The organism is Streptomyces sp. C36 (genome assembly GCF_040932295.1).
Lineage (GTDB): Bacteria > Actinomycetota > Actinomycetes > Streptomycetales > Streptomycetaceae > Streptomyces > Streptomyces triculaminicus.
The window spans coordinates 23109-45564 of record NZ_JBFQGI010000004.1 but is presented as its reverse complement, the minus strand read 5'-3'; the positions used below and the strand labels follow the sequence as shown (position 1 = coordinate 45564).

Annotated in this window: 20 protein-coding genes and 1 pseudogene; 15 read left to right on the top strand and 6 right to left on the bottom strand. The window is 72.2% G+C overall.

Annotation, left to right across the window (positions count from 1 at the left end):
* Positions 1-19: 19 nt before the first annotated feature.
* The gene (locus AB4K12_RS13680; protein ID WP_086566622.1) at positions 20-1162 is read right to left on the bottom strand and encodes an NADH-quinone oxidoreductase subunit D; all 1143 of its coding nucleotides are present in this window, start codon (positions 1160-1162) and stop codon (positions 20-22) included.
* Between the two features lie 12 nt (positions 1163-1174).
* Positions 1175-2200: an SAM-dependent methyltransferase gene (locus AB4K12_RS13675; protein WP_368434492.1), complete on the bottom strand. Its 1026-nt coding sequence runs from the start codon at positions 2198-2200 to the stop codon at positions 1175-1177.
* A 121-nt stretch (positions 2201-2321) separates the two neighbouring features.
* Between AB4K12_RS13675 and AB4K12_RS13670 the strand changes: the two genes are divergently transcribed.
* The gene (locus tag AB4K12_RS13670) at positions 2322-3518 is read left to right on the top strand and encodes a sensor histidine kinase (RefSeq protein WP_368434491.1); all 1197 of its coding nucleotides are present in this window, start codon (positions 2322-2324) and stop codon (positions 3516-3518) included.
* A 46-nt stretch (positions 3519-3564) separates the two neighbouring features.
* Entirely contained in the window at positions 3565-4245 is a 681-nt protein-coding gene (locus AB4K12_RS13665; protein ID WP_368434490.1) for a response regulator, read from the top strand.
* Positions 4246-4291: 46 nt separating this feature from the next.
* Here the strand turns inward: AB4K12_RS13665 and AB4K12_RS13660 are convergent, their stop codons facing one another.
* Positions 4292-5410 carry a DUF5937 family protein gene (locus tag AB4K12_RS13660; protein WP_368434489.1) on the bottom strand — a complete coding sequence of 373 codons (1119 nt, stop codon included), beginning with the start codon at positions 5408-5410 and terminating at the stop codon, positions 4292-4294.
* A 99-nt stretch (positions 5411-5509) separates the two neighbouring features.
* Between AB4K12_RS13660 and AB4K12_RS13655 the strand changes: the two genes are divergently transcribed.
* The 12 genes and pseudogenes from AB4K12_RS13655 (at position 5510) to AB4K12_RS13600 (ending at position 14758) form a co-directional block, all read left to right on the top strand.
* Positions 5510-5806 carry a hypothetical protein gene (locus tag AB4K12_RS13655; protein ID WP_368434488.1) on the top strand — a complete coding sequence of 99 codons (297 nt, stop codon included), beginning with the start codon at positions 5510-5512 and terminating at the stop codon, positions 5804-5806.
* A 111-nt stretch (positions 5807-5917) separates the two neighbouring features.
* On the top strand, positions 5918-6838 hold the full coding sequence (locus tag AB4K12_RS13650; RefSeq protein ID WP_307842921.1) for a DUF2520 domain-containing protein: 921 nt from the start codon (positions 5918-5920) through the stop codon (positions 6836-6838).
* Positions 6835-7710, top strand: a complete 876-nt coding sequence (gene panC / locus AB4K12_RS13645; RefSeq protein WP_362255387.1) for a pantoate--beta-alanine ligase — start codon at positions 6835-6837, stop codon at positions 7708-7710. Before AB4K12_RS13650 ends, panC begins: the two co-directional genes overlap by 4 nt.
* Positions 7707-9368, top strand: a pseudogene (locus AB4K12_RS13640) (L-aspartate oxidase); the annotation flags it as partial. The gene panC and the pseudogene AB4K12_RS13640, both read left to right, overlap by 4 nt.
* 27 nt (positions 9369-9395) lie before the next feature.
* Positions 9396-10412, top strand: coding sequence for a carboxylating nicotinate-nucleotide diphosphorylase (gene nadC / locus AB4K12_RS13635; RefSeq protein ID WP_368434869.1), 1017 nt, complete (start codon positions 9396-9398; stop codon positions 10410-10412).
* The gene (locus AB4K12_RS13630) at positions 10412-11209 is read left to right on the top strand and encodes a type III pantothenate kinase (RefSeq protein ID WP_368434487.1); all 798 of its coding nucleotides are present in this window, start codon (positions 10412-10414) and stop codon (positions 11207-11209) included. Before nadC ends, AB4K12_RS13630 begins: the two co-directional genes overlap by 1 nt.
* A gap of 170 nt (positions 11210-11379) precedes the next feature.
* Positions 11380-11979 (top strand): hypothetical protein, encoded by a 600-nt coding sequence (locus AB4K12_RS13625; protein ID WP_368434486.1) that lies wholly within the window; start codon positions 11380-11382, stop codon positions 11977-11979.
* 89 nt (positions 11980-12068) lie between these two features.
* Positions 12069-12812, top strand: a complete 744-nt coding sequence (locus AB4K12_RS13620; protein WP_368434485.1) for a hypothetical protein — start codon at positions 12069-12071, stop codon at positions 12810-12812.
* Between the two features lie 200 nt (positions 12813-13012).
* Positions 13013-13192: a hypothetical protein gene (locus AB4K12_RS13615; protein ID WP_086572804.1), complete on the top strand. Its 180-nt coding sequence runs from the start codon at positions 13013-13015 to the stop codon at positions 13190-13192.
* Positions 13193-13325: 133 nt separating this feature from the next.
* Positions 13326-13721 (top strand): BlaI/MecI/CopY family transcriptional regulator, encoded by a 396-nt coding sequence (locus AB4K12_RS13610; RefSeq protein ID WP_362255397.1) that lies wholly within the window; start codon positions 13326-13328, stop codon positions 13719-13721.
* A gap of 9 nt (positions 13722-13730) precedes the next feature.
* Entirely contained in the window at positions 13731-14249 is a 519-nt protein-coding gene (locus tag AB4K12_RS13605) for an amino-acid N-acetyltransferase (protein WP_086572806.1), read from the top strand.
* A gap of 164 nt (positions 14250-14413) precedes the next feature.
* A complete protein-coding gene (locus tag AB4K12_RS13600; RefSeq protein WP_362255403.1) occupies positions 14414-14758 on the top strand; it encodes an Lsr2 family protein in 345 nt (114 codons plus the stop codon).
* Here AB4K12_RS13600 and AB4K12_RS13595 read toward each other — a convergent pair.
* Positions 14689-15459, bottom strand: coding sequence for an SCO3374 family protein (locus AB4K12_RS13595; RefSeq protein ID WP_368434484.1), 771 nt, complete (start codon positions 15457-15459; stop codon positions 14689-14691). The two genes, AB4K12_RS13600 and AB4K12_RS13595, sit on opposite strands and share 70 nt — an antisense overlap.
* Positions 15460-15960: 501 nt before the next feature.
* Here AB4K12_RS13595 and AB4K12_RS13590 point away from each other — a divergent pair.
* On the top strand, positions 15961-18486 hold the full coding sequence (locus AB4K12_RS13590; RefSeq protein WP_086572809.1) for an ATP-dependent Clp protease ATP-binding subunit: 2526 nt from the start codon (positions 15961-15963) through the stop codon (positions 18484-18486).
* A 73-nt stretch (positions 18487-18559) separates the two neighbouring features.
* On the opposite strand, the gene AB4K12_RS13585 is transcribed toward AB4K12_RS13590, so the two are convergent.
* Entirely contained in the window at positions 18560-21850 is a 3291-nt protein-coding gene (locus AB4K12_RS13585) for an NACHT domain-containing protein (protein WP_368434483.1), read from the bottom strand.
* Complete coding sequence (locus AB4K12_RS13580) at positions 21847-22188, bottom strand: trypco2 family protein (protein ID WP_368434482.1); 342 nt, start codon at positions 22186-22188, stop codon at positions 21847-21849. Before AB4K12_RS13580 ends, AB4K12_RS13585 begins: the two co-directional genes overlap by 4 nt.
* Positions 22189-22456: the final 268 nt, after the last annotated feature.

Genomic DNA, 22456 nt, shown 5'->3' with positions numbered 1-22456 from the left:
TGCCCACGAACCGGCGGCGTTACTTGTCGATGTCGCCGACGACGAAGAACAGCGAGCCCAGGATCGCGACCATGTCGGCGACGAGCGTCCCCGGCAGCAGCTCGGTCAGCGCCTGGATGTTGTTGAAGGACGCCGAGCGCAGCTTGAGCCGGTAGGGCGTCTTGTCGCCCTTGGAGACCAGGTAGTAGCCGTTGAGGCCCAGCGGGTTCTCGGTCCACACGTAGGTCGAGCCCTCGGGCGCCTTGAGCACCTTGGGCAGCCGCTGGTTGATCGGGCCGGGCGCGAGCTCGGCGATCCGGTCCAGGCAGGCGTCGGCGAGGTCCAGCGCGTTGTGCGTCTGGTCCAGCAGGCACTCGAAGCGGGCCAGGCAGTCGCCCTCCTCGCGGGTGACGACCTTCAGGACGTCGCCCAGCTCCCCGTAGGCGAGGTACGGCTCGTCGCGGCGCAGGTCGAAGTCGACGCCGGAGGCGCGGGCGATCGGCCCGCTGACCCCGTAGGCGTGCACGGCCTCGCGCGAGAGGACGCCGACGCCGCGCGTACGGCCCCGGAAGATCTCGTTGCCGAGCACCAGCCGGTCGTAGACGTCCATCCGGGAGCGGACCTGGGCCACCGCGTGCCGGGCCCGGCCGAGCCAGCCGGCGGGCAGGTCCTCCTTGAGGCCGCCCACACGGTTGAACATGTAGTGCATCCGGCCGCCGGAGACCTCCTCCATCACCGTCTGCAGCTCCTCGCGCTCGTGGAACGCGTGGAAGACGGGGGTGATGCCGCCGAGCTCCAGCGGGTAGGAGCCGAGGAACATCAGGTGGTTGAGCACCCGGTTCAGCTCGGCCAGGAGGGTGCGCGTCCACACGGCCCGCTCGGGGACCTCCATGCCCAGCATCCGCTCGACGGCGATGACGACGCCCAGCTCGTTGGAGAAGGCCGACAGCCAGTCGTGGCGGTTGGCGAGCATGATGATCTGCCGGTAGTCGCGCGCCTCGAAGAGCTTCTCCGCGCCCCGGTGCATATAGCCGATGACCGGCTCGGCGTGCTGGACCCGCTCGCCGTCCAGGACGAGGCGCAGCCGCAGCACACCGTGGGTGGACGGGTGCTGAGGCCCGATGTTGAGCACCATGTCGGTGCTCTCCGCCGCGCCGCCGATGCCGACTGTCGTCTCCGTCATGGGGCTAGTTTCTCAGCCCCCGGCCGCGGGCTCGCCCGGGGCGCCGCCCGGCAGCCCCGCGCAGGCCTCGCCCACCGGCTGCAGCAGCCAGCCGAAGCCGCCCAGACCCGCCGGGGACGTCAGCTCGGCCGCCTCGCCGGCCGCTCCCAGAGCCCGTACGTACGCGGCCGGGTCGGCCGACGCGAGGGACAGCGGCGGGCGGGAGCCGTCCACGCCCAGGGCGCGCAGCGCCTCGCGCTGGGTGGTGACCGAGCCGCCCGGCAGGGCGGCCGCGTCGAGGGCCACATGGGCGGTGATGTCGCAGGAGCCGTCCGGCACCGGCCGCACCTCGCGGCCCTCGCGGAAGCCTGTGAGGGTGCCGAAGGGCGGGCGGGTGGCGCGCTCGTGCGCGTAGTCCACGGCCACCGCGAGCCCGGCCCGCAGACCGCCGGCCGCGCGGGCCCACGCGGCGTCGCGCGGGAGGCCGATCTCGGCGCGGGAGCCGGGCGGCGCGCCCTCCAGCGGCCACCAGCGGGCCAGCCAGCCGGCGTCCTCGCCGGTGACGGGGTCGCCGAGCAGCTCCTCGCCGTCCGGCCGGACGAGCACCTGGCGGGGGGTGCCCCCGCCGTCGGTCTCGGCGACGTCCAGCGGCACGTTGTCCAGCCACTCGTTGGCGAAGAGCAGGCCCTCGACGCCGTCCGGGGGAGTGTCCAGCCAGCGCACGCGCGCGTCGAGGCCGGGCGGGCGGGCGGCGAGCTCCACGGCGTACGGGCGCAGCCGCCCGGCGAGCTCGGGCGGGCACCGGTCGAGCACGCCGGTGACGAGCTCGCCGCGGCCCGCCCCGACGTCGACGAACGCCAGCTCCGCCGGGTGCCCGAGCGCGGAGTCGACGCGGCGCAGCAGCTCCACGACGGCCCCGGTGTAGAGCGGGGAGGCGTGCACGGACGTACGGAAATGGCCGGCAGGGCCCTCGGGGCGGCGGTAGAAGCCACCGGGGCCGTAGAGGGCGGCCTCGGCGGCCTCCCGCCAGGTTCTCGTTCCGTCCGTTCCGCTTGCCATATGCACACGGTAAGCCGGGGCGGCGGCGGGAGGGCCTCCACCTTGGGGAGTAGAAGGGAGGCGACCGGATCGATCGCCGGGCTGACCCCGGCGGCGATCCGGCGTGCCTACGCTGGGTGACGTGCACCGCCTCTACGACTTCCTCCGCAGGCACCCGACGGGTGTGGACAGCTTCTGGGCCCTCCTGCTCCTCGCGCTCAGCGGCCTGGCCGTCGTCTCGGAGACGGGCGGGCACGCGCGGCTGGCCCTGCACGTGCTCACGGCGGTGGCGCTGAGCGCCGTGATCGCCCTGCGCCGGCGGTGGCCCGAGAAGATGCTGCTGCTGGCGACGGCGGCCGGGCTGGCCCAGCTGGCGTTCGACGTGGGCCCCAACATCTGGGACTTCGCCTTCCTGGTGATCATCTACACGGTGGCGTCCGGCAACACCCGCTGGGCCTCCCGCTACGCCCTCGTCGGCGGCCTGCTGGCGCCGCTGCTGGCCACGGTCCGCTGGCCGGACCCCGTGACGTCGGCGGGCAAGAACGTCATCGGCGCGGTCTTCCTGACCGTCCCCTTCATCCTCGCCTGGGTCCTCGGCGACTCCGTCCGCACCCGCCGCGCCTACTGGGCGCAGCTGGAGGAGCGGGCCACCCGCCTGGAGAAGGAGCGCGAGCAGCAGGCGCAGATCGCGGTCACCGCCGAACGCGCCCGCATCGCCCGCGAGCTCCACGACGTCGTCGCGCACAACGTCTCGGTGATGGTGGTGCAGGCCGACGGCGCCGCCTACGTCCTGGACTCCTCGCCCGAGCAGGCCAAACAGGCCCTGGAGACGATCTCCGGCACCGGCCGCCAGGCCCTGGCCGAGATGCGGCGGCTGCTGGGCGTGCTGCGCACGGACGACGCCGCCGAGGGCGGCGAGTACGTCCCGCAGCCCGACGTGGAGCAGATCGGCGACCTGGTCGAGCAGGTGCGCCGGGCGGGGCTGCCGGTGGAGTTCCGCATCGAGGGCGCGCCGCGGCCGCTGCCGAGCGGCGTGGAGCTGACCGCCTACCGCATCGTCCAGGAGGCGCTGACCAACACCCGCAAGCACGGCGGCCCCGACGTCGGCGCCAGCGTGCGGCTGACCTACTTCGACGACGGGCTGGGCCTGCTGGTCGAGGACGACGGCCGCGGCGCCCAGCACGAGCTGTACGAGTCGGGCGGCGCGGACGGCATGGGGCACGGCCTGATCGGGATGCGCGAGCGCGTGGGCATGGTCGGGGGCACGCTGGACGCGGGCCCGCGGCCGGGCGGCGGATTCCGCATCAGCGTGCTGCTGCCCATCAGGTCCGGCCGCTGAGCGGCTGCGTACCCTGCGTGTACCACTACTTCGAGAGGGACCTCGCATGTCGATCCGCGTGATGCTCGTCGACGACCAGGTGCTGCTGCGCACCGGCTTCCGCATGGTGCTGGCCGCCCAGCCCGACATGGAGGTCGTCGCCGAGGCCGGGGACGGTCAGGAGGCGCTGGAGGTGCTGGCCCGCACGGCGGTGGACGTCGTCCTGATGGACGTCCGCATGCCGCGGATGGACGGGGTGGAGGCGACCCGGCGCATCTGCATCCAGGACGACCCGCCCAAGGTGCTCATCCTGACCACCTTCGACCTCGACGAGTACGCGTTCTCGGCGCTCAAGGTCGGCGCGAGCGGCTTCATGCTCAAGGACGTGCCGCCCGCCGAGCTGTTGGGCGCGATCCGCGCCGTGCACAGCGGCGACGCGGTGGTCGCCCCCAGCACCACGCGCCGCCTGCTGGACCGCTTCACCCCGATGCTGCCCAGCGCCGGCAACGAACCCACCACCGCGGAGATCGGCCGGCTGACCGAGCGGGAGCGCGAGGTGATGCTGCTGGTGGCCCAGGGCCTGTCCAACGGCGAGATCGCGGCCCGCCTGGTGCTGTCGGAGGCGACGGTGAAGACCCATGTCGGCCGGATCCTGACCAAGCTGGGCCTGCGCGACCGGGTGCAGGTCGTGGTGATGGCGTACGAGAGCGGGCTGGTCCGGGCCGGCGGTGGCGGCGCGGCGCACTAGCGCCCGCTCCCATCTCCGCCTCACGCGCCCGCTCCCCCTCCCGCGTTCAGCGCAGCACGCCCTCCACGAAGTCGCTGCCGAGCCGGGCCACCACCGTCAGGTCGAGCTGGTGCAGGACGTACCGGCCGCGGCGCCGGGTGGTGACCAGGCCGGCCTTCTTGAGCACCGCGATGTGCCGGGAGACCTCGGGGGCGGTGATGTCGAGCGCGGTGGCCAGCTCGCCCGTGCTGTACGCGGCCCGTGACAGGTAGCGGCACATCCGCATCCGCATGTGGTGGGACAGGGCCTCCAGGCGCAGCTTGAGCAGGTCCAGGGAGGCGGGGCCGGGCAGCTCGGGCGCGGCCACGGGGTAGTGGACCACCGGGCGCCAGCCGGGGGCGCGCAGCACCCACAGATGGGGCCAGCCGATGGAGGACGGCACGAAGGTGACGCCCGCGCCGACCGCCGGGTCGAGCGCGGTCGTCCGGCCGCCGCCGAGCTTGTCGACGACGATCCGGGTGCCGTTCTCCGTCAGCGTCATGGCGGGCGACACCTCGGCCAGCGCCTCGGCGAGGCCCTTGTGCCGCAGCAGTTCCGTCTTGTGCCGGGCGTCGGCGGCCAGCTGGACGCGCACCCGCTGCCAGAGGTCGTTGAAGAACGCCTCCGCGCAGTCCTCGAAGAGACGGCGCAGCCAGGCCCGTACGGCCGGCGGGTCCTCCAGCAGCCGCTTGGCGAAGTCCAGCTGGCGCGGGCCGCGCGCGGTGGCCCGCTCCAGGGCCAGTTCCCTGGCCCTGGCGTCCACCAGCGGCGACGGGCCCTTCTGGGCGTAGAGCTGGGAGCAGGAGATCTCCAGGGCGGCGTCGGCGAAGAGCTCGTCGTCGAGCCGGTCCAGCTGGTCGAGGTCCTCGGTGAGCGTGGCTCCCGGCTGGCCGTGGGTGTCCGGCAGCGCGGCGAACGGCATGTTGATGTCCGAGAACGTCGAGGTCCACAGGAAGTCCGCCTCGCACAGCCGGTCCGCGAGGTCCGGCTTGAGGGAGGAGTTCGTCGCCGTCGTCCAGCCGTGCAGGCCCGGGTGGTGCCCGGGCTCGGCCAGGGCGTGCAGCGCGGTGCACAGCTCGGCGAGGGGAGAGGGGCGGAACACCAGGCGCTCGGGTGACAGGCCCGCGATGTCGATCATCACGCTCATGGGGCCATCGTGCCTCTCTTTTCGCAGGTCGGGGCCGCCGATTGACGTTCCTCGTCAATCCGCGATGCGAAAGTGGCCGCCGGTTCGCACCGTAGAGACATGGACGCCACTCAGCAGCACATGTTCGACCTCTACCGTTCCGCCCGGCACGACGTGCCCGCACCGCCCGCCCCCGGGACCGGCGAGTGGCGGCTGATCCGCGGGATGCGCACCCGGCGGGCCTTCCGCGCCGTCGTCGACGAGCGCGTCGCCGCCCGGCGGGCCCGGTGGGCCGCCGTCCTCGGCCGCCTGCGGCGCCCGGCCGCCCCGGTCCGTACCGGCCCCGCCCACACCGCCGAGTCCGGTCCGGCCGCCGCCGGGCGCACCGCCCGGACGGTGCCCGGCGCCCGGCGCTGAACCGTCGTCCACAGGGCTGGGGACGACGGAGGAGGCGTGCGGGTCCTCGCGTAGCATGACAAGGGAATCGTCCGGTACCCCCGCGGACTGGAACGGAAGGCATCCCGCCGCGTGAACGCACACCTCTCGCCCGAGCATGCGAGCCCCAAGGACCGTCCCGCCCGGCTCACCGTCGGCGTCGTCGGCGCGGGCCGCGTGGGCCCTGCCCTCGCGGCGTCCCTGCAGCTCGCCGGGCACCGTCCGGTCGCCGTCTCCGGCGTCTCCGACGCCTCCCTACGGCGCGCCGCCGCCATGCTGCCGGACGTGCCGGTCATGGCCCCCGCCGATGTGCTCGCGCATGCCGAACTGGTCCTGCTGACCGTGCCGGACGACGCCCTGCCGGGCCTCGTCGCCGGGCTCGCGGAGACCGGCGCCGTGCGCCCCGGGCAGCTGCTGGTGCACACCTCCGGCCGGCACGGCACCGCCGTGCTCGACCCGGCCACCCGCGCGGGCGCCCTGCCGCTGGCCCTGCACCCCGCGATGACCTTCACCGGCACCCCGGTCGACGTCCAGCGCCTGGCCGGCTGCTCCTTCGGCGTCACCGCGCCCGAGGCGCTGCGGCTGGCCGCCGAGGCGCTGGTCATCGAGATGGGCGGCGAGCCCGAGTGGATCGAGGAGAGCGCCCGCCCGCTCTACCACGCGGCCCTGGCCATCGGCGCGAACCACCTCGTCACCCTCGTCGCCCAGAGCATGGAGCTGCTGCGCACCGCCGGCGTCGGGCACCCCGCCCGCATGCTCGGCCCGCTCCTGGGCGCCGCCCTCGACAACGCCCTGCGCAGCGGTGACGCCGCCCTGACCGGCCCCGTCGCGCGCGGCGACGCCGGCACGGTCGCCGCGCACATCGCCGAGCTGCGCGCGCACGCCCCCCAGGCCGTCGCCGGATACCTGGCCATGGCCCGTACGACCGCGGACCGCGCCCTCGCGCACGGCCTGCTCAAGCCCGAACTGGCGGAGGACCTGCTCGGCGTCCTCGCGGACGGAGGCAATCAGTGACCATCCAGCTCACCCGCACCGCCGAGGAGCTGCACGCCCTCCCGCGAGCCGGCCGCCGCGCCGTGGTGATGACCATGGGCGCCCTGCACGAGGGCCACGCCACCCTCGTGCGCGCCGCCCGCGAGCTCGTGGGCGGTGACGGCCAGGTCGTCGTCACGGTCTTCGTCAACCCGCTGCAGTTCGGCGCCGGCGAGGACCTCGACCGCTATCCGCGCACGCTGGACGCCGACGTCGAGATCGCGCGGGAGGCCGGCGCCGACGCCGTGTTCGCCCCGTCCGTCGACGAGGTCTACCCCGGCGGCGAGCCGCAGGTCCGGGTCAGCGCCGGCCCCATGGGCGAACGCCTCGAGGGCGCCTTCCGCCCCGGCCACTTCGACGGCGTGCTCACCGTCGTCGCCAAGCTGCTCCACCTCACCGCGCCCGACGTGGCGCTGTTCGGGCAGAAGGACGCCCAGCAGCTGGCCCTGATCGGCCGCATGGCGCGCGACCTGAACTTCCCCGTGGAGATCGTCGGCGTGCCCACGGTCCGGGAGGCCGACGGCCTGGCCCTCTCCAGCCGCAACCGCTACCTCTCCGCCGCCGACCGCACCACCGCGCTCGAGCTCTCCCGCGCCCTGCTCGCCGCCCACAACGTCGTCGAGCTCGGCCCCGCGGCCGTCCGCCACGCCGCCCACGTCGTCCTGCACGAGGCCGCCGGGATGACCCCGCCGGCCGACCTGGACTACCTGGCTCTCGTCGACCCTTCCGACTTCACCGAGGTCGCAGACGACCACACCGGCCCGGCCGTCCTCGCCGTCGCCGCCAAGGTCGGCACGACGCGCCTGATCGACAACGTCCCGCTGGAATTCGAGGCACCTGGAGCAGACCGATGACCGGTATACGACTGCACGCGCCCCGCCCCGGTTGGGCGGCCAGTGCCGACGTCGTCGTCATCGGCTCGGGAGTCGCCGGCCTCACCGTGGCGCTGCGCTGCGCCGCCGCCGGCCGCAAGGTCACCCTCGTCACCAAGGCCCGCCTGGACGACGGCTCGACCCGCTGGGCCCAGGGCGGCATCGCGGCCGCCCTCGGCGACGGCGACACCCCCGCCCAGCACCTGGACGACACCCTCGTCGCCGGGGCCGGGCTGTGCGACGACGAGGCCGTACGCACCCTGGTCACCGAGGGCCCCGACGCCGTGCGCCGCCTGATCGCCGCCGGCGCCCGCTTCGACACCGACGCCGGCACCGGCGAGATCCTGCTGACCCGCGAGGGCGGCCACCACCGCAACCGCATCGCCCACGCCGGCGGCGACGCCACCGGCGCCGAGATCTCCCGCGCCCTGGTCGAGGCCGTGCGCGCGGCGGGCATCGAGACGATCGAGCACGCCCTCGTGCTGGACCTGCTCAAGGACGCCGAGGGCCGGACGGCCGGCGTCTCGCTGCACGTCATGGGCGAGGGGCAGCACGACGGCGTCGGCTCGGTGCGGGCTTCGGCCGTGGTGCTGGCCACCGGCGGCATGGGCCAGGTGTTCTCCGCGACCACCAACCCCGCCGTCTCCACCGGCGACGGCGTGGCGCTGGCGCTGCGGGCCGGCGCGGAGGTCTCCGACCTGGAGTTCGTGCAGTTCCACCCCACCGTGCTGTGGCTGGGCCCGGACGCCGAGGGTCAGCAGCCGCTGGTCTCCGAGGCGGTGCGCGGCGAGGGTGCCCACCTGGTGGACGCCGACGGCCACCGCTTCATGGTCGGCGCGCACGAACTGGCCGAGCTCGCCCCGCGCGACATCGTCGCCAAGGGCATCATGCGGCGCATGCAGGAGCAGGACGCCGAGCACATGTACCTCGACGCCCGCCACTTCGGCGCGGCGATGTGGGAGCACCGCTTCCCCACGATCCTCGCCGCCTGCCGGGCGCACGGCATCGACCCGGTCACCGAGCCCATCCCGGTCGCGCCCGCCGCGCACTACGCCTCGGGCGGCGTCCGCACGGATCTGCGCGGACGCACCACGATCGAGGGTCTCTACGCCTGTGGCGAGGTCGCCTGCACGGGTGTGCACGGAGCGAACCGGCTGGCGTCCAACTCGCTGCTGGAGGGGCTGGTCTTCGCCGAGCGCATCGCCGCGGACATCACCGCGGACATCGCGGACGTCGCCGACGGCGTCCGTCCGGCGGGTGAACCGGTGGCCGGCACGGCGACGCTGCCGCTGCTCGCCCCCGAGGCCCGCCAGGCCGTCCAGCGCGTCATGACGCGGGGCGCCGGCGTGCTGCGTTCCCGGCGGAGCCTGGAGCAGGCCGCCGCCGAGCTGGCCCGTATCCAGGAGGAGGCCGACAAGGCCGCCGAGCCCGGAACGGAGGCCTGGGAGACCACCAACCTGCTGCACGTCGCCCAGGTCCTCGTCGCCGCCGCGCTGCGCCGGGAGGAGACCCGCGGCTGCCACTGGCGCGAGGACCACCCCGACCGCGACGACGCCGCCTGGCGCCGTCACCTGATCGTGGCGCTGCGCCCGGACCGTACGCTTACGGTTTCCGCCACGGAATCGGCCGCCTTCCCGCCCCTGACTCCCGCCCCCAAGGAGATCCGCGTGAGCACCAACGACGACCGTCCGCTGCACCAGATCGGCCTGTCCGGCCAGGAGTCCGCCGAGGACGCGTCCGGTGGCTGCGGCGACGGCTGCGGCTGCGGCGCGTACGACGGCGAGGCCTACGAGTGCGGGCTCGACCCCGAGCTCGTCCGCCTGCTGGCCGCGGCCGGGCTGGACCCGCTGCAGATCGAGGACATCGCGCACCTGGCCATCGAGGAGGACCTCGACGGCGGCAAGGACATCACCTCCTTCGCGACCGTCCCCGAGGACGCGGTGGCCACCGGCGACTTCACCGCCCGCGAGGCCGGCACGGTCGCGGGCCTGCGCGTCGCCGAGGCGATCCTCTCGGTGGCCTGCACCGACGAGTTCGAGGTCGAGCGGCACGTGGAGGACGGCGACCGGGTGGAGGCCGGCCAGAAGCTGCTGACGGTCCGCACCCGCACCACCGACCTGCTCACCGCCGAGCGCAGCATGCTCAACATCCTGTGCCACCTCTCCGGCATCGCCACCGCCACCCGCGCGTGGGCGGACGCCCTGGAGGGCACCGGCGCCGCCGTCCGCGACACCCGCAAGACGACGGTCGGGCTGCGCGCCCTGGAGAAGTACGCGGTCCGCTGCGGCGGCGGCGTCAACCACCGCATGTCGCTGTCCGACGCCGCCCTGGTCAAGGACAACCACGTGATCGCCGCCGGCGGCGTGGCCGAGGCCTTCCGGGCCGTGCGCCGCGAGTTCCCCGACGTGGCGATCGAGGTCGAGGTCGACCGCATCGACCAGATCGCGCCGGTCCTGGCCGAGGGCGCCGACCTCGTCATGCTCGACAACTTCACGCCCGAGCAGACCCGCGAGGCCGTCGAACTCGTCGCCGGCCGCGCCAAGCTGGAGTCCTCGGGCCGCCTGACGCTGGCCAACGCCCGCGCCTACGCGGACACCGGCGTCGACTACCTGGCCGTCGGCGCCCTCACCCACTCCTCCCCGATCCTCGACATCGGGCTGGACCTGCGGGAAGAGGACAACTGATGCTGCTCACCATCGATGTCGGCAACACCCAGACCGTCCTCGGCCTGTTCGACGGCGAGGACATCGTCGAGCACTGGCGCATCTCCACCGACCCCCGCCGCACCGCCGACGAACTCGCCGTGCTGCTGCAGGGGCTGATGGGCCGCCACCCGCTGCTCGGCGACGAACTGGGCGAAGGCATCGATGGCATCTGCATCTGCTCCACCGTCCCCTCCGTGCTGCACGAGATGCGCGAGGTGACCCGCCGCTACTACGGCGACGTACCGGCCATCCTCGTCGAGCCGGGCGTGAAGACCGGCGTGCCGATCCTGATGGACCAGCCCAAGGAGGTCGGCACGGACCGCATCATCAACGCGGTCGCCGCCGTCGAGCTCTACGGCGGCCCGTGCATCGTCGTCGACTTCGGCACGGCCACCACCTTCGACGCGGTCAGCGCGCGCGGCGAGTACGTCGGCGGCGTGATCTCCCCCGGCATCGAGATCTCCACGGAGGCGCTGGGCGTCAGGGGCGCCCAGCTCCGCAAGATCGAGATCGCCCGGCCGCGCAGCGTCATCGGCAAGAACACCGTCGAGGCCATGCAGTCCGGCATCCTCTACGGCTTCGCGGGCCAGGTCGACGGCGTCGTCGGCCGCATGGCGCGCGAGCTGGCGGACGACCCCGACGACGTCACGGTCATCGCCACGGGCGGCCTGGCGCCGCTGGTCCTCGGCGAGGCGAGCGTCATCGACGAGCACGAGCCCTGGCTGACGCTGATCGGCCTGCGGCTGGTCTACGAGCGGAACGTCGCGCGGGGCTAGGGCGGGTTAGGGCTAGGGCTAAGGCGCGTCCGGTGGGCCTGAAGGTGGGCCTGAAACCGCCTCAGCCGTGCCCGCCCGTCACCCCCTTGAGGCAACCAACCGGCGTCCAGGACTGTCCTGACTGCTGTCAGAGCGGATCAGGACACCGGACGGGCTGGGGCGTGGGCAGCGTGAAGCGATCACTGCGACTGGCGGCGGCGGCCGCCCTCGTGGCGGCGGCCGGCCTGGTCCCGACCGCCGCCGTCGCCGCCGAGGCGGCCGCCCGCGCCGACTACCAGGCCATCGCCCACCCGGTCACCGGCCGCGTGGGCGAGACCGTCGCCGTCGAACTGGGCGTGCGCAAGGCCGGCACGGGCCGGGCCCTGGCGGACCGGGCGTACGAGGTCACGGCGCCGGAGGGCACCACGATCGTCTCGGCGGCCGCCTGCGCGCCGGGCGACGCCGACCCCCGTACGTACCGCTGCGCCATCGGCGCCGACTTCCCTGCGGACGCCCGGGAGACGCTGCGCTTCCGGGTCCGCATCGACGAGCGGATCGACGGCGCCGAGGGCTGGGTCCGCGTGGTCGACCGCGACGAGGACCCCGACCCGGACGCCGACCCCGGCAACGACTCCGCGCCGATCCCCGTCGAGGTGACGGGCTCCGGCACGCCGCACCGCACCACCGGCGACCGGGTCGCCTCCGGCACCCTGCTCATCGCCGCCACCTCCGGGACCGCGCTCTCCGCCGGCGCCATCGCCCTGGGCGCCGCCCGCCGCCGGGAGAACTGAGCCCGCGCGTTCGAGCCGTGCGGCCGTCATGCCACGCCCGAGATGGTGTGCTAAGCGAATTTTGTCCGCTTAGCACTTAAAGTCAGCCCATGCCCACGCCCTATGGATCCCGCGGCGGCATGGCGTTCAGCGCGGACGAGCTGCGCGTGCTGCGCCGTGCCCTCGACATCGCACTCCGCCCCCACTCCCTCACCGACTCCCTCCCCGACCGGTCCGGCCCCGAACGGGACGCCGAGCTGCGCGACCGCCTCCGGCTCTCGGAGGCCATGACCGAGGCCGCCCGCGAGGGCGCCCGGCTGCGCGCCTTCCTCCTCGCCGACCTCGCCCGCTACCGCGACGCCCTGCCGGGCGCCGCCCCCGGCTATGTGCGCCGACTCCAGGACGCCCTCGCGGACGGCTACGGACCCGGCGCCGAGGACCTCGCCGCCCTGCGCTCGCTGTGCGCGGCCCCCTCCGGCGAGGCCGAGGCGACCCGCCGCAGGGCCCTGCTGCTGCGCTGCGAGCATCTCGCCGAGCGGGCGGTACGGGACCGGCTGACGGCCCGCGCGGCGCCCACCGTGCCGGGCTCCCGGCCGGAGTCCGGGGGCGGCCGTCTGCTCGCGCTGCGCGGCGGGCCGACGCCGTACGCCGCCGAACCGCGGCCCGGCCCGCGGCCGGGGGAGACCCCCGCGCCGCCGAACAGGCCCGCACCGGCCCCGCCGCCGGCCGCACCCCCCGCCACGCCGAAGCCGCAGCCGGGCCGGCCCATCCCGACGCCCGGCGAGGTGTTCCCACCGCGCCGCAAGCCGGCCCCGCCGGCCGTCCTCGCCCTGACGGCGGCCCGCCCCGCCTGACCCCGCCCGACCCCGCCCGCCCCCGCTCTGACCGACCGGCCGGTACGCATCGCCGCCGCGCCGCGGCGCCGGGCGGCCGTCCGACTCGCCCCGTTCGCCCCGGCCCCACCCGACCGGTCCGCGTGCGGGGCGGGCGCGTAATCTGGTCGGGTCGCTCAGCATGCGCATGCGCAGACCCGATCCAGAAGGAGCCGAAGGCCATGGACTATGTCGCCGCGCTGGTCCCGCCCGTGGTGATGGCGGTGGCTTTCACCGCTCTGGTTGTGACGATCATCAAGAGCCAGGGTGGTGCGAACAAGGCCAAGGAAGACGCCATTGTCGACGCCGCGCTGGCCCGCGCCGAGGCCGCCCGGCAGCCTTCCAAGGGCACCGCGGCCTGAGCCGAGCGACGACGCTCGGCGCACCGGGGCGTACGTACCGGGACCGAATTCTCGGACCGTGCGCCCTTTTTTAGTCGGGGGATTGCCGCCCCGATAAACCGGCATTCGAGACATCTCCCACTATTATTCGCGTGTGGTTCGACGCCTGGGTGATCTGGAAGACGCCGTGATGACGCGCGTGTGGGAGTGGAACCGGCCGGTCACTGTTCGGGAAGTGCTGGAAGACCTTCAGCAGGAACGGTCCATCGCCTACACCACCGTGATGACCGTAATGGACAACCTGTATCAGAAGGGCTGGCTGCGGCGGGAAGCCGAAGGCCGCGCCTATCGATATGAAGCGGTCTCCAACCGTGCCGCCTACTCGGCCGCACTGATGAACGAAGCCTGGTCCCTCAGCGACAACCCCGCGGCCGCTCTCGTCGCCTTCTTCGGCATGATGTCGGCCGAACAACGCGAAGCCCTCCGCGACGCGATCCGGGTCGCCCAACTCGACGGGCCCGACGAGGCCCCGCAAGCCCCGGGACGATAGCGTCCGGACATGCCCGCTCTCACTAAAGTCGTCACCGTCCGCAGGGCCCGCACCAGCGATGTCCCCGCGCTGCGCCGCCTCCTCAACAGCTACGTGCGCGACCGCATCCTGCTCGACAAAGCCACGGTGACGCTTTACGAGGACATCCAGGAGTTCTGGGTCGCGGAGCGGGACGAGGACGGTACGGTCATCGGGTGCGGCGCGCTCCACGTGATGTGGGAAGACCTCGCGGAGGTACGCACTCTCGCCGTCGACCCGGATGTCCGCGGCGGCGGAGTCGGCCACCTGCTACTGGACAAGCTGCTGCGCACGGCCGGCTGGCTGGGTGTGCGGCGCATTTTCTGCCTCACCTTCGAAGTCGACTTCTTCGCGAAGCACGGCTTCGTCGAGATCGGAGAGACCCCGGTGGACGGTGATGTCTACAGCGAGCTGCTGCGTTCCTATGACGAGGGCGTTGCCGAGTTCCTGGGTCTCGAACGAGTGAAGCCGAACACCCTTGGCAACAGCCGGATGCTTCTGCATCTGTGAAGCGCGGTCTCTATGTCCGAATCGCGCCCCTATCGTGCCGGCCCGGAAGCCATCGTTCCCACGCCGAAGGCGGACTGAACCTTCCCGGGGGGTTTGTGTTTTTCAGGGAAAGGCGGTTTGCTATTCCTTCGTAATCCCTTTTACGCTGATGAAAGGAATCCCCCGTGGCGCAGAAGGTTCAGGTCCTTCTTGTCGACGACCTCAACGGCGGCGAGGCCGACGAGACCGTGACGTTCGCCCTGGACGGCAAGTCCTACGAGATCGACCTCACCACCGACAACGCGGACAAGCTGCGTGAGGCGCTCGCGGACTACGTCAAGGCGGCCCGTCGTACCGGTGGCCGTACCGCCGGAGGCCGTGGCAAGGCCCGCGCCGGTGCCACCGCGGCCGCCGGCAGCCCGGACACCGCGAAGATCCGCGCCTGGGCCAAGGAGAACGGCTACAACGTGAACGACCGCGGCCGTGTCCCCGCCGAGATCCGCGAGGCGTACGAGAAGGCCAACGCCTGATCGTCCGGATCCCCCGGCCCCGCGGGCCGGTCCGGCGGCTGGTCCCTGCGCGCCCGAGCGGCGCGCAGCAGCCGGTTCCGGTGGCACTCCGTGGCCGCCGCGCTCACGAGCCGTACGAGATCGGGGGCACCGCCGTCGCCCCCGAGGCCGGCCACCGGCAGCGTCGGCTCCACGGCGCCCCCGGGCTCGGGAGGCCGCACCCATACGGCCTCCACGGCGCCCCCGGGCCCGTAGGGCCCCCTGAGCGCCCGCCGGGCCCCCGAGGGCTCCGGAGCGACCAGCCGGCCTCCCGGACCCAGCACGGACAGCTCCAGGGCGATCCCGCCCCATTCCAGCCAGGCGAGCAGCCCCGGCAGCTCGTCGGCGCTGCCGACGGCGGTCAGGAACCACATCCTCCGGGCCCGCCCGTCCAGCGCCACCGGCCCTGTGGCCGGCACCCGGCCGAGCACGGCGAACCCGGCCTCGGCGGGCATCCCCAGCGCGTCGAAGCGGACCCCGGTGATCAGCTCCAGCGGCCGGCCCTCCGCGGCCGGCCAAGTGGGCCAGCCCAGGACGCACTCGTACCACTGGCGCCATTGCCGCCGACCGCGCGGATCCGCGGGTGACACCGCGTCCGCGGCGGAAACCGCAGGTGGGCCCGTGGGCGGAGCCGCGTGCGGGTCGTCCGGGGGGCGGCACGGGCGCGGGAGGGCTACCGTCATGAACGGTGCAACTGTGGAAAACCCAAGAGGTTACGCTGGGTGGATAGTTGGGCACGCTCCGTATAAGAGGGCAGGGGCGCACAGGCGCTCCGGATGGTGCGAGGGTGTTCGCCCGTAGCGGATGGAAAAGCCCCGCGCCGCATGGAGTGTCAGTCCCCACGGGTAAGACATTCCCCGTGGGAAGAGGCTGTACAACGGGGCCCGGACCGCGTCATCAGGGGTGGCGGCGGGGCCATGGACGGGCGTGTCGGCCCGGCCGGGCGTTCGCCATGGGCGTAGTGGTGGTGGGCGTATATGCCTGGCCTGCGGGAACATCGTCTCCCACCATCGGGTTGGAGGAGATGTCGGCTGTTCGGCAGCAGGTTTCCCCGCCGGCGCGGGGGTGATCCGGACGGGTGTCGGCAGTTGGAATGAGCTGTCCCGCCCAGCGGGACTAGCATGCGGAAGGACAGGGAGGGGACCGACCCCTAACTGCCTGACCGCTCTGAGGAGCGATTAACGATGTTCGAGAGGTTCACCGACCGTGCGCGGCGGGTTGTCGTCCTGGCTCAGGAAGAAGCCCGGATGCTCAACCACAACTACATCGGCACCGAGCACATCCTCCTGGGCCTGATCCACGAGGGTGAGGGTGTCGCCGCTAAGGCCCTGGAGAGCCTCGGGATTTCGCTCGAGGCGGTCCGCCAGCAGGTGGAGGAGATCATCGGCCAGGGCCAGCAGGCCCCGTCCGGGCACATCCCCTTCACTCCCCGTGCCAAGAAGGTCCTGGAGCTGTCGCTCCGCGAGGCCCTCCAGCTCGGCCACAACTACATCGGCACCGAGCACATCCTGCTCGGCCTGATCCGTGAGGGCGAGGGCGTCGCCGCCCAGGTCCTCGTGAAGCTGGGCGCCGACCTGAACCGGGTCCGGCAGCAGGTCATCCAGCTGCTCTCCGGCTACCAGGGCAAGGAGGCCGCCACCGCCGGCGGCCCGGCCGAGGGCACCCCCTCGACCTCGCTCGTCCTGGACCAGTTCGGCCGCAACCTGACGCAGGCAGCCCGCGAATCCAAGCTCGACCCGGTCATCGGGCGCGAGAAGGAGATCGAGCGGGTCATGCAGGTGCTCTCCCGCCGTACGAAGAACAACCCCGTTCTCATCGGCGAGCCCGGCGTCGGCAAGACCGCCGTCGTCGAGGGCCTGGCCCAGGCCATCGTCAAGGGCGAGGTGCCCGAGACCCTCAAGGACAAGCACCTCTACACCCTCGACCTCGGCGCCCTGGTCGCCGGCTCCCGCTACCGCGGTGACTTCGAGGAGCGCCTGAAGAAGGTCCTCAAGGAGATCCGCACCCGCGGCGACATCATCCTGTTCATCGACGAGCTCCACACGCTGGTCGGTGCGGGTGCCGCCGAGGGCGCCATCGACGCCGCCTCGATCCTCAAGCCCATGCTGGCGCGAGGCGAGCTGCAGACGATCGGCGCCACCACGCTCGACGAGTACCGCAAGCACCTGGAGAAGGACGCCGCCCTCGAGCGCCGCTTCCAGCCCATCCAGGTCGCCGAGCCGTCGCTGCCCCACACCATCGAGATCCTCAAGGGTCTGCGCGACCGCTACGAGGCCCACCACCGCGTCTCCATCACGGACGAGGCGCTGGTCCAGGCCGCCACCCTCGCCGACCGCTACATCTCCGACCGCTTCCTGCCGGACAAGGCGATCGACCTGATCGACGAGGCCGGCTCCCGGATGCGCATCCGCCGGATGACCGCGCCGCCGGACCTCCGCGAGTTCGACGAGAAGATCGCCGACGTGCGCCGGGAGAAGGAGTCCGCGATCGACTCGCAGGACTTCGAGAAGGCCGCCTCCCTCCGCGACAAGGAGAAGCAGCTCCTGGCCGCCAAGGCCAAGCGGGAGAAGGAGTGGAAGGCCGGCGACATGGACGTCGTCGCCGAGGTCGACGGCGAGCTGATCGCCGAGGTCCTGGCCACGGCCACGGGCATCCCGGTCTTCAAGCTCACGGAGGAGGAGTCCTCCCGCCTGCTGCGCATGGAGGACGAGCTGCACAAGCGCGTCATCGGCCAGAAGGACGCCATCAAGGCGCTCTCCCAGGCCATCCGACGCACCCGTGCGGGCCTGAAGGACCCCAAGCGCCCCGGCGGATCGTTCATCTTCGCCGGCCCGTCCGGTGTCGGTAAGACGGAGCTGTCCAAGACGCTCGCCGAATTCCTCTTCGGCGACGAGGACGCGCTGATCTCCCTCGACATGTCGGAGTTCAGCGAGAAGCACACCGTCTCCCGCCTCTTCGGCTCCCCGCCCGGATACGTCGGTTACGAAGAGGGCGGCCAGCTCACCGAGAAGGTGCGCCGCAAGCCGTTCTCCGTGGTCCTCTTCGACGAGGTCGAGAAGGCCCACCCGGACATCTTCAACTCGCTGCTGCAGATCCTGGAGGACGGTCGCCTGACCGACTCCCAGGGCCGCGTCGTCGACTTCAAGAACACCGTCATCATCATGACGACGAACCTCGGCACCCGGGACATCTCCAAGGGCTTCAACCTGGGCTTCGCCGCCCAGGGCGACGTCAAGACCGGGTACGAGCGGATGAAGGCCAAGGTCAACGAAGAGCTCAAGCAGCACTTCCGGCCCGAGTTCCTCAACCGCGTCGACGACACGGTCGTCTTCCACCAGCTGTCCGAGGAAGACATCATCCAGATCGTCGACCTGATGATCGCCAAGGTGGACGAGCGCCTCAAGGACCGCGACATGGGCATCGAGCTCAGCGCGGACGCGAAGCTGCTCCTGGCGAAGAAGGGCTACGACCCGATCCTGGGCGCCCGCCCGCTGCGCCGCACCATCCAGCGCGAGATCGAGGACATCCTCTCCGAGAAGATCCTCTTCGGCGAGCTCCGTCCGGGCCACATCGTGGTCGTCGGCACGGAGGGCGAAGGCGAGGAGAAGAAGTTCACCTTCCGCGGCGAGGAGAAGTCGGCACTCCCCGACACCCCGCCGGTGGAGTCCACGACGGGCGGGGCCGGGCCCAACCTGTCGAAGGACGCGTAACGAATAAGTGAGTGGGCCGGCCCCGGAACCGTGGAGACACGGTTCCGGGGCCGGTTTCGTTTTGCGCGGGCGGTCAGTCGTAATCATCCCTGTGCCCGATGGTGAGGCGATCACCGAAGTGGTCTGCACCCAGAACTGTCAGCTTTTGCCAGGTGGGGCTGGAGAGCTCGAGTCCGTGCCCGGGCAGTTCTTCCACGTCCGTGAAGTCGACGACGGTGGTGCCTGAGCCGACTCGCTCGACATAGAGGGTGTGCAGGGCGGGGAAGGCCTCGAGGATTTTCCCCTCCACGGTGAAGGTCTCGGTGAGGCCGAGCTCCAGCTCGGTTATTTGGGGCAGTGCCTCCAGCTTCAGGAGACCGTCGAGGGGGCCCTCGAGCATGAGGGAAGAAAGCTGCGGGAGGCCCGCGAGGTGCTTGAGCTCCTCGGGGGAGGCCAGGCAGTCCAGAAGAACCAGGCGGCGAAGGCTTTCCCAGCCTTCGATGCCCTGGAGCGATATGGGGTCGCTGTCGCTGATCACCAGCTCGGTGACGCTACTGAAGGGGGGTGGCAGTCTGCCACCGCCCACCGCGTCCGGGACACCGCGCAGGCCGAGATACGAGAGATTCGGCAGCTCGAGGGTCGCCAGGCACTCCGGCGGGAGTTCGGACACATCGAGGTGCAGCTCGCGCAGGTTAGAGCGGTGCAGCGCAGAAATGTCCCGCAACAGGGGGCAGGCCGACACCGACAGGAAGCCGATTTCCCGATGGCTGTGCAGGAAATCCGTGTCCGAGAGCGCATCGTTGCCCGTGATGACCAGCTTGCGGACCTCACGGCCTTGAAACACGTGACGGAGGGTGTCCGATGAGTGGTCGCCTTCGATGGCCAAGGTCTTGACGGCCCCCAGACGCGGCAGCTGCGAGAGCTCTTCCGCAGTCGCGATGCTGAGGCGGACGTCGTCGAGCCGAATGGGAGCGAGGACGTCTTCCGCGTACCGCTGCGCATCCGAGTTCCGCCAGCCGTAAGCGACGAGCTCGCGGACCTCGACCGCCTCATGCTGTCCGTAACGTGCCATGAGGGGAATCGCCGCATCACCCAGCGGGCTCAGGACCCACACCACATGTCGGGCGGCTTCCTCGTCCAGCTCTTCTGGCCCGGGCAGAATCTCCAGCACCTCCGGACCCAGCGAGGACAGATGGCCGACCTCTGCCGTGTTGCGTGGTGGCCCCAGCTCCCTGAGTCCCTCCCACACCGCCGCGTGCAGCTCGTTGTCCAGAGATGCCGCGCTCATCGCGCACTGCGCCGCGAGCGTCCGTACCGACCACCTTTCCTCCCGACTCGCCTTCGGGGCCTTACCCACCATGACGAGCGCCTTGATGACCCGCCGCTCCTCGCTCCTCCCGCAGTGCCCGATGACGAGTCGGATGACGTCCTGCCATTGCTCTTCCGGCGCATGGCCCAGCAGTTCGTCGAGGCTGTCGCTGTCCTGGAACTCCTTCGCCGCGAGATAGTCCTGGAAGGTGCGGTGAATGAATTGGATGGAATCCGCCGTGCGTTCCTGCAGCAGACCGCTGCGGTTGAGCAAATGCGTCAGCACCTGTTCCGCTGTGCCCTGCTCGCGCACCTGTCGTAGGCCATTCATGGCCGACTTCAGCTGGTGCACCGCCTGGCCGTGGGAAAGCTCGGTGCGGTTGTTCCGTACCAGCCAGACGGCGATGTGCTGCAGGAGCTGCTGCCCGTCCTCGACCGTTAGGTCGATGCCTTCGGGGGCGCCGACGCGGCGGTAGGCATCGCGGTTGCCCAGCAGCATCGCCAGGGCGGCCTGGTAGAGGTGCCAGCGGGTGCGCGGCAGCAGACCGCTGCGGCGGCGGTGGAGGGCGCAGATCACGGCACACAGCAGCGGCGTACGGGCCAGGTCGCGCAGGCCCGGGTTGCGCCGGAACTCTTGGGAGAGATCGCGCTCGAGGGCGGCCAGGCGGGAGCGTTCCTGTCCGGCCCGCAGCTCCTCGGAGAAGATGCCGCACTCCAGGCGGGCGGCCTCGTGCCAGGCGGTCACGAATGACTGGATATCGCCGTCGCTCATCGGCAGAAGCTGCAGTTCCTCGAAGCCCTCCGACTCCAGCCAGGACTGCTCGACGGCGAGCGGTCGCACCGTGACCAGACAACGCGTCCCCGGGTGCATCCGCAGGAACTGGGCGAGCCATTGCCGGGCCGGGGCGCGATCGGCCTGGGGCAGCTCGTCCAGGCCGTCGATCAGCAGGAGCGCGCGGCCCGCTGTCAGGACCCGGCCCGCCCAGCCGGCCGGCGGGTCGTCCGCCGGCAGCTGGGCGATGGTGGGGAGCTGGGCGGGCGTGGGGTTGGTGATGCCCTGGGCGGCGAGGCTGCGCATGGGGATCACGAAGGGGATCAGGCCGTCGAGCGCGCTCAGCTCCTCGGGCATGGTGCGGCAGACGGCATGGGAGGCCAGCCACCACACCAGCGTGGTCTTGCCCGCGCCGGCCTCGCCCCGCAGGACGGTTCGGGGGCGGGAGCCGAGGAGATCCTCGATGCGTCGCCGTTCGGGCCGGAGCGAGGTCTCCGGGCCTGCCTTCCGCGCCTCCAGGCTCAGATACGCCGTGTCCAGGTCCCAGCTGTTCTCGTTCGTGCCCAGGTCGTCGAGCCCGAAGATCTCCATCCGGCTGTATCGGGCCTTGACGGCCTTCGCGTACTGCTCTTCGTAGGCAAGGTCCCGGGGGTCGGGACTGCTGAGTTCCTCGAGGGGCGGGGCGTCGGGCCAGTACCGCTCGAGCACCTCGGACAGGCCCTCGGCCAGGATGCGCGCGACGGGCACGGCGTCGACGGCCGAGTGTTCCCAGCCCTGGGGGTCCTCGGCGGCGATCCCCAGCAGCACCGACCCGGCGAAGAGCGGGCCGCCGGACAGGCCCGCCCAGGGGGATCCCTCCAGGTAGGCCCCGGGCGGGTGGTGGTCGCTGTGCAGTACGTATCTGCCGCGCATCCGCCCGGACAGAGGCGTCAGCGTGCCGACGATCTGTGCGGCCTCCAGCTCGTCGCCCCGGTACCGCTGAACCTGCGGGAAGCCGAGGATCTGGCAGTCGGCCACCGGCTGCTCGACGGCGAGGGTGCCCCAGCGCAGCGGCGGCAGGCGGTCGGCGGGAACCAGGTCGCGCCGGGCCCGGAGGAGCGCGGCGTCGCAGCGGTCGGGATGGCCGGCCCACAGGACTTCGCAGCTCACCGTGCCGGAGCCGCCGGGTGCGGCCGCCTCGGCGACCGCACTGCGGCTGAAGTCGAAGATGTGGCTGCTGGTGAGGATCAGGTTCGGGGTCAGCAACACCCCACTGCCCTGCTGCGCGGCCAGCACCACCACCAGCCGGTCCTCCACCGACCTCATCGCTCAGCGGCTGGGCTGAACCCCGACAGTCCCGCCGCCCGGTCGTTGCCGACCTTCCAGCCCTCGCCCGTGTGCCGGTCCTTCGGGGTGAGGGTGAAGGCGACCCGGTGGGTGCGGGTCGAGCCGCGCGAGGCCTCCGTGCCCGTATCGACGACCCAGGCCTTCACTCCGCCCGTTCCCTTGGCGTCCCGGCGGAGCTCCACCGTGAACTCCAGGGCGATCTCGCCGACGTCGAACGCCAGCCGCTCCCCGGCCCCGGCCTCCGCCGCCTCCGCCAGGCCGTCGCGGATCGCCCGCACCGCCTCCGCCAGCTCTATGTCCTCGAAACCGTTGCTCACTGCGAGACCCCCCGCACGGTGCGTACACATCTGCCGCCCGGAGCGTACCGCCGATCTCGGGTCTCCGAGCCCGGAATGCGGGGTCCGGACCGGCCTCCGCGGTGATATGGGGCACAGGTCATTTCGGCGCTACTACGCCGCATAGCGGAAAAGTCGATCTCGGGAATTACCCCGAAATTCCGGGGGAGACGGCGGTCGGCCCTTCTCTGAATTCCGGCCCCGATTACGGCGTCGGCTAGTAAGAGGGCCACTCGACAGCACCGGGAAG

Coding starts and splice junctions, on each gene's coding strand:
- AB4K12_RS13660 (WP_368434489.1), bottom strand. CDS start 5,410: ATGAGCGTGATGATCGACATCGCGGGCCTGTCACCCGAGCGCCTGGTG.
- AB4K12_RS13675 (WP_368434492.1), bottom strand. CDS start 2,200: ATGGCAAGCGGAACGGACGGAACGAGAACCTGGCGGGAGGCCGCCGAG.
- AB4K12_RS13605 (WP_086572806.1), top strand. CDS start 13,731: ATGCCCGCTCTCACTAAAGTCGTCACCGTCCGCAGGGCCCGCACCAGC.
- AB4K12_RS13590 (WP_086572809.1), top strand. CDS start 15,961: ATGTTCGAGAGGTTCACCGACCGTGCGCGGCGGGTTGTCGTCCTGGCT.
- AB4K12_RS13655 (WP_368434488.1), top strand. CDS start 5,510: ATGGACGCCACTCAGCAGCACATGTTCGACCTCTACCGTTCCGCCCGG.
- AB4K12_RS13665 (WP_368434490.1), top strand. CDS start 3,565: ATGTCGATCCGCGTGATGCTCGTCGACGACCAGGTGCTGCTGCGCACC.
- AB4K12_RS13585 (WP_368434483.1), bottom strand. CDS start 21,850: ATGAGGTCGGTGGAGGACCGGCTGGTGGTGGTGCTGGCCGCGCAGCAG.
- AB4K12_RS13595 (WP_368434484.1), bottom strand. CDS start 15,459: ATGACGGTAGCCCTCCCGCGCCCGTGCCGCCCCCCGGACGACCCGCAC.
- AB4K12_RS13680 (WP_086566622.1), bottom strand. CDS start 1,162: ATGACGGAGACGACAGTCGGCATCGGCGGCGCGGCGGAGAGCACCGAC.
- AB4K12_RS13630 (WP_368434487.1), top strand. CDS start 10,412: ATGCTGCTCACCATCGATGTCGGCAACACCCAGACCGTCCTCGGCCTG.
- AB4K12_RS13620 (WP_368434485.1), top strand. CDS start 12,069: ATGCCCACGCCCTATGGATCCCGCGGCGGCATGGCGTTCAGCGCGGAC.
- AB4K12_RS13615 (WP_086572804.1), top strand. CDS start 13,013: ATGGACTATGTCGCCGCGCTGGTCCCGCCCGTGGTGATGGCGGTGGCT.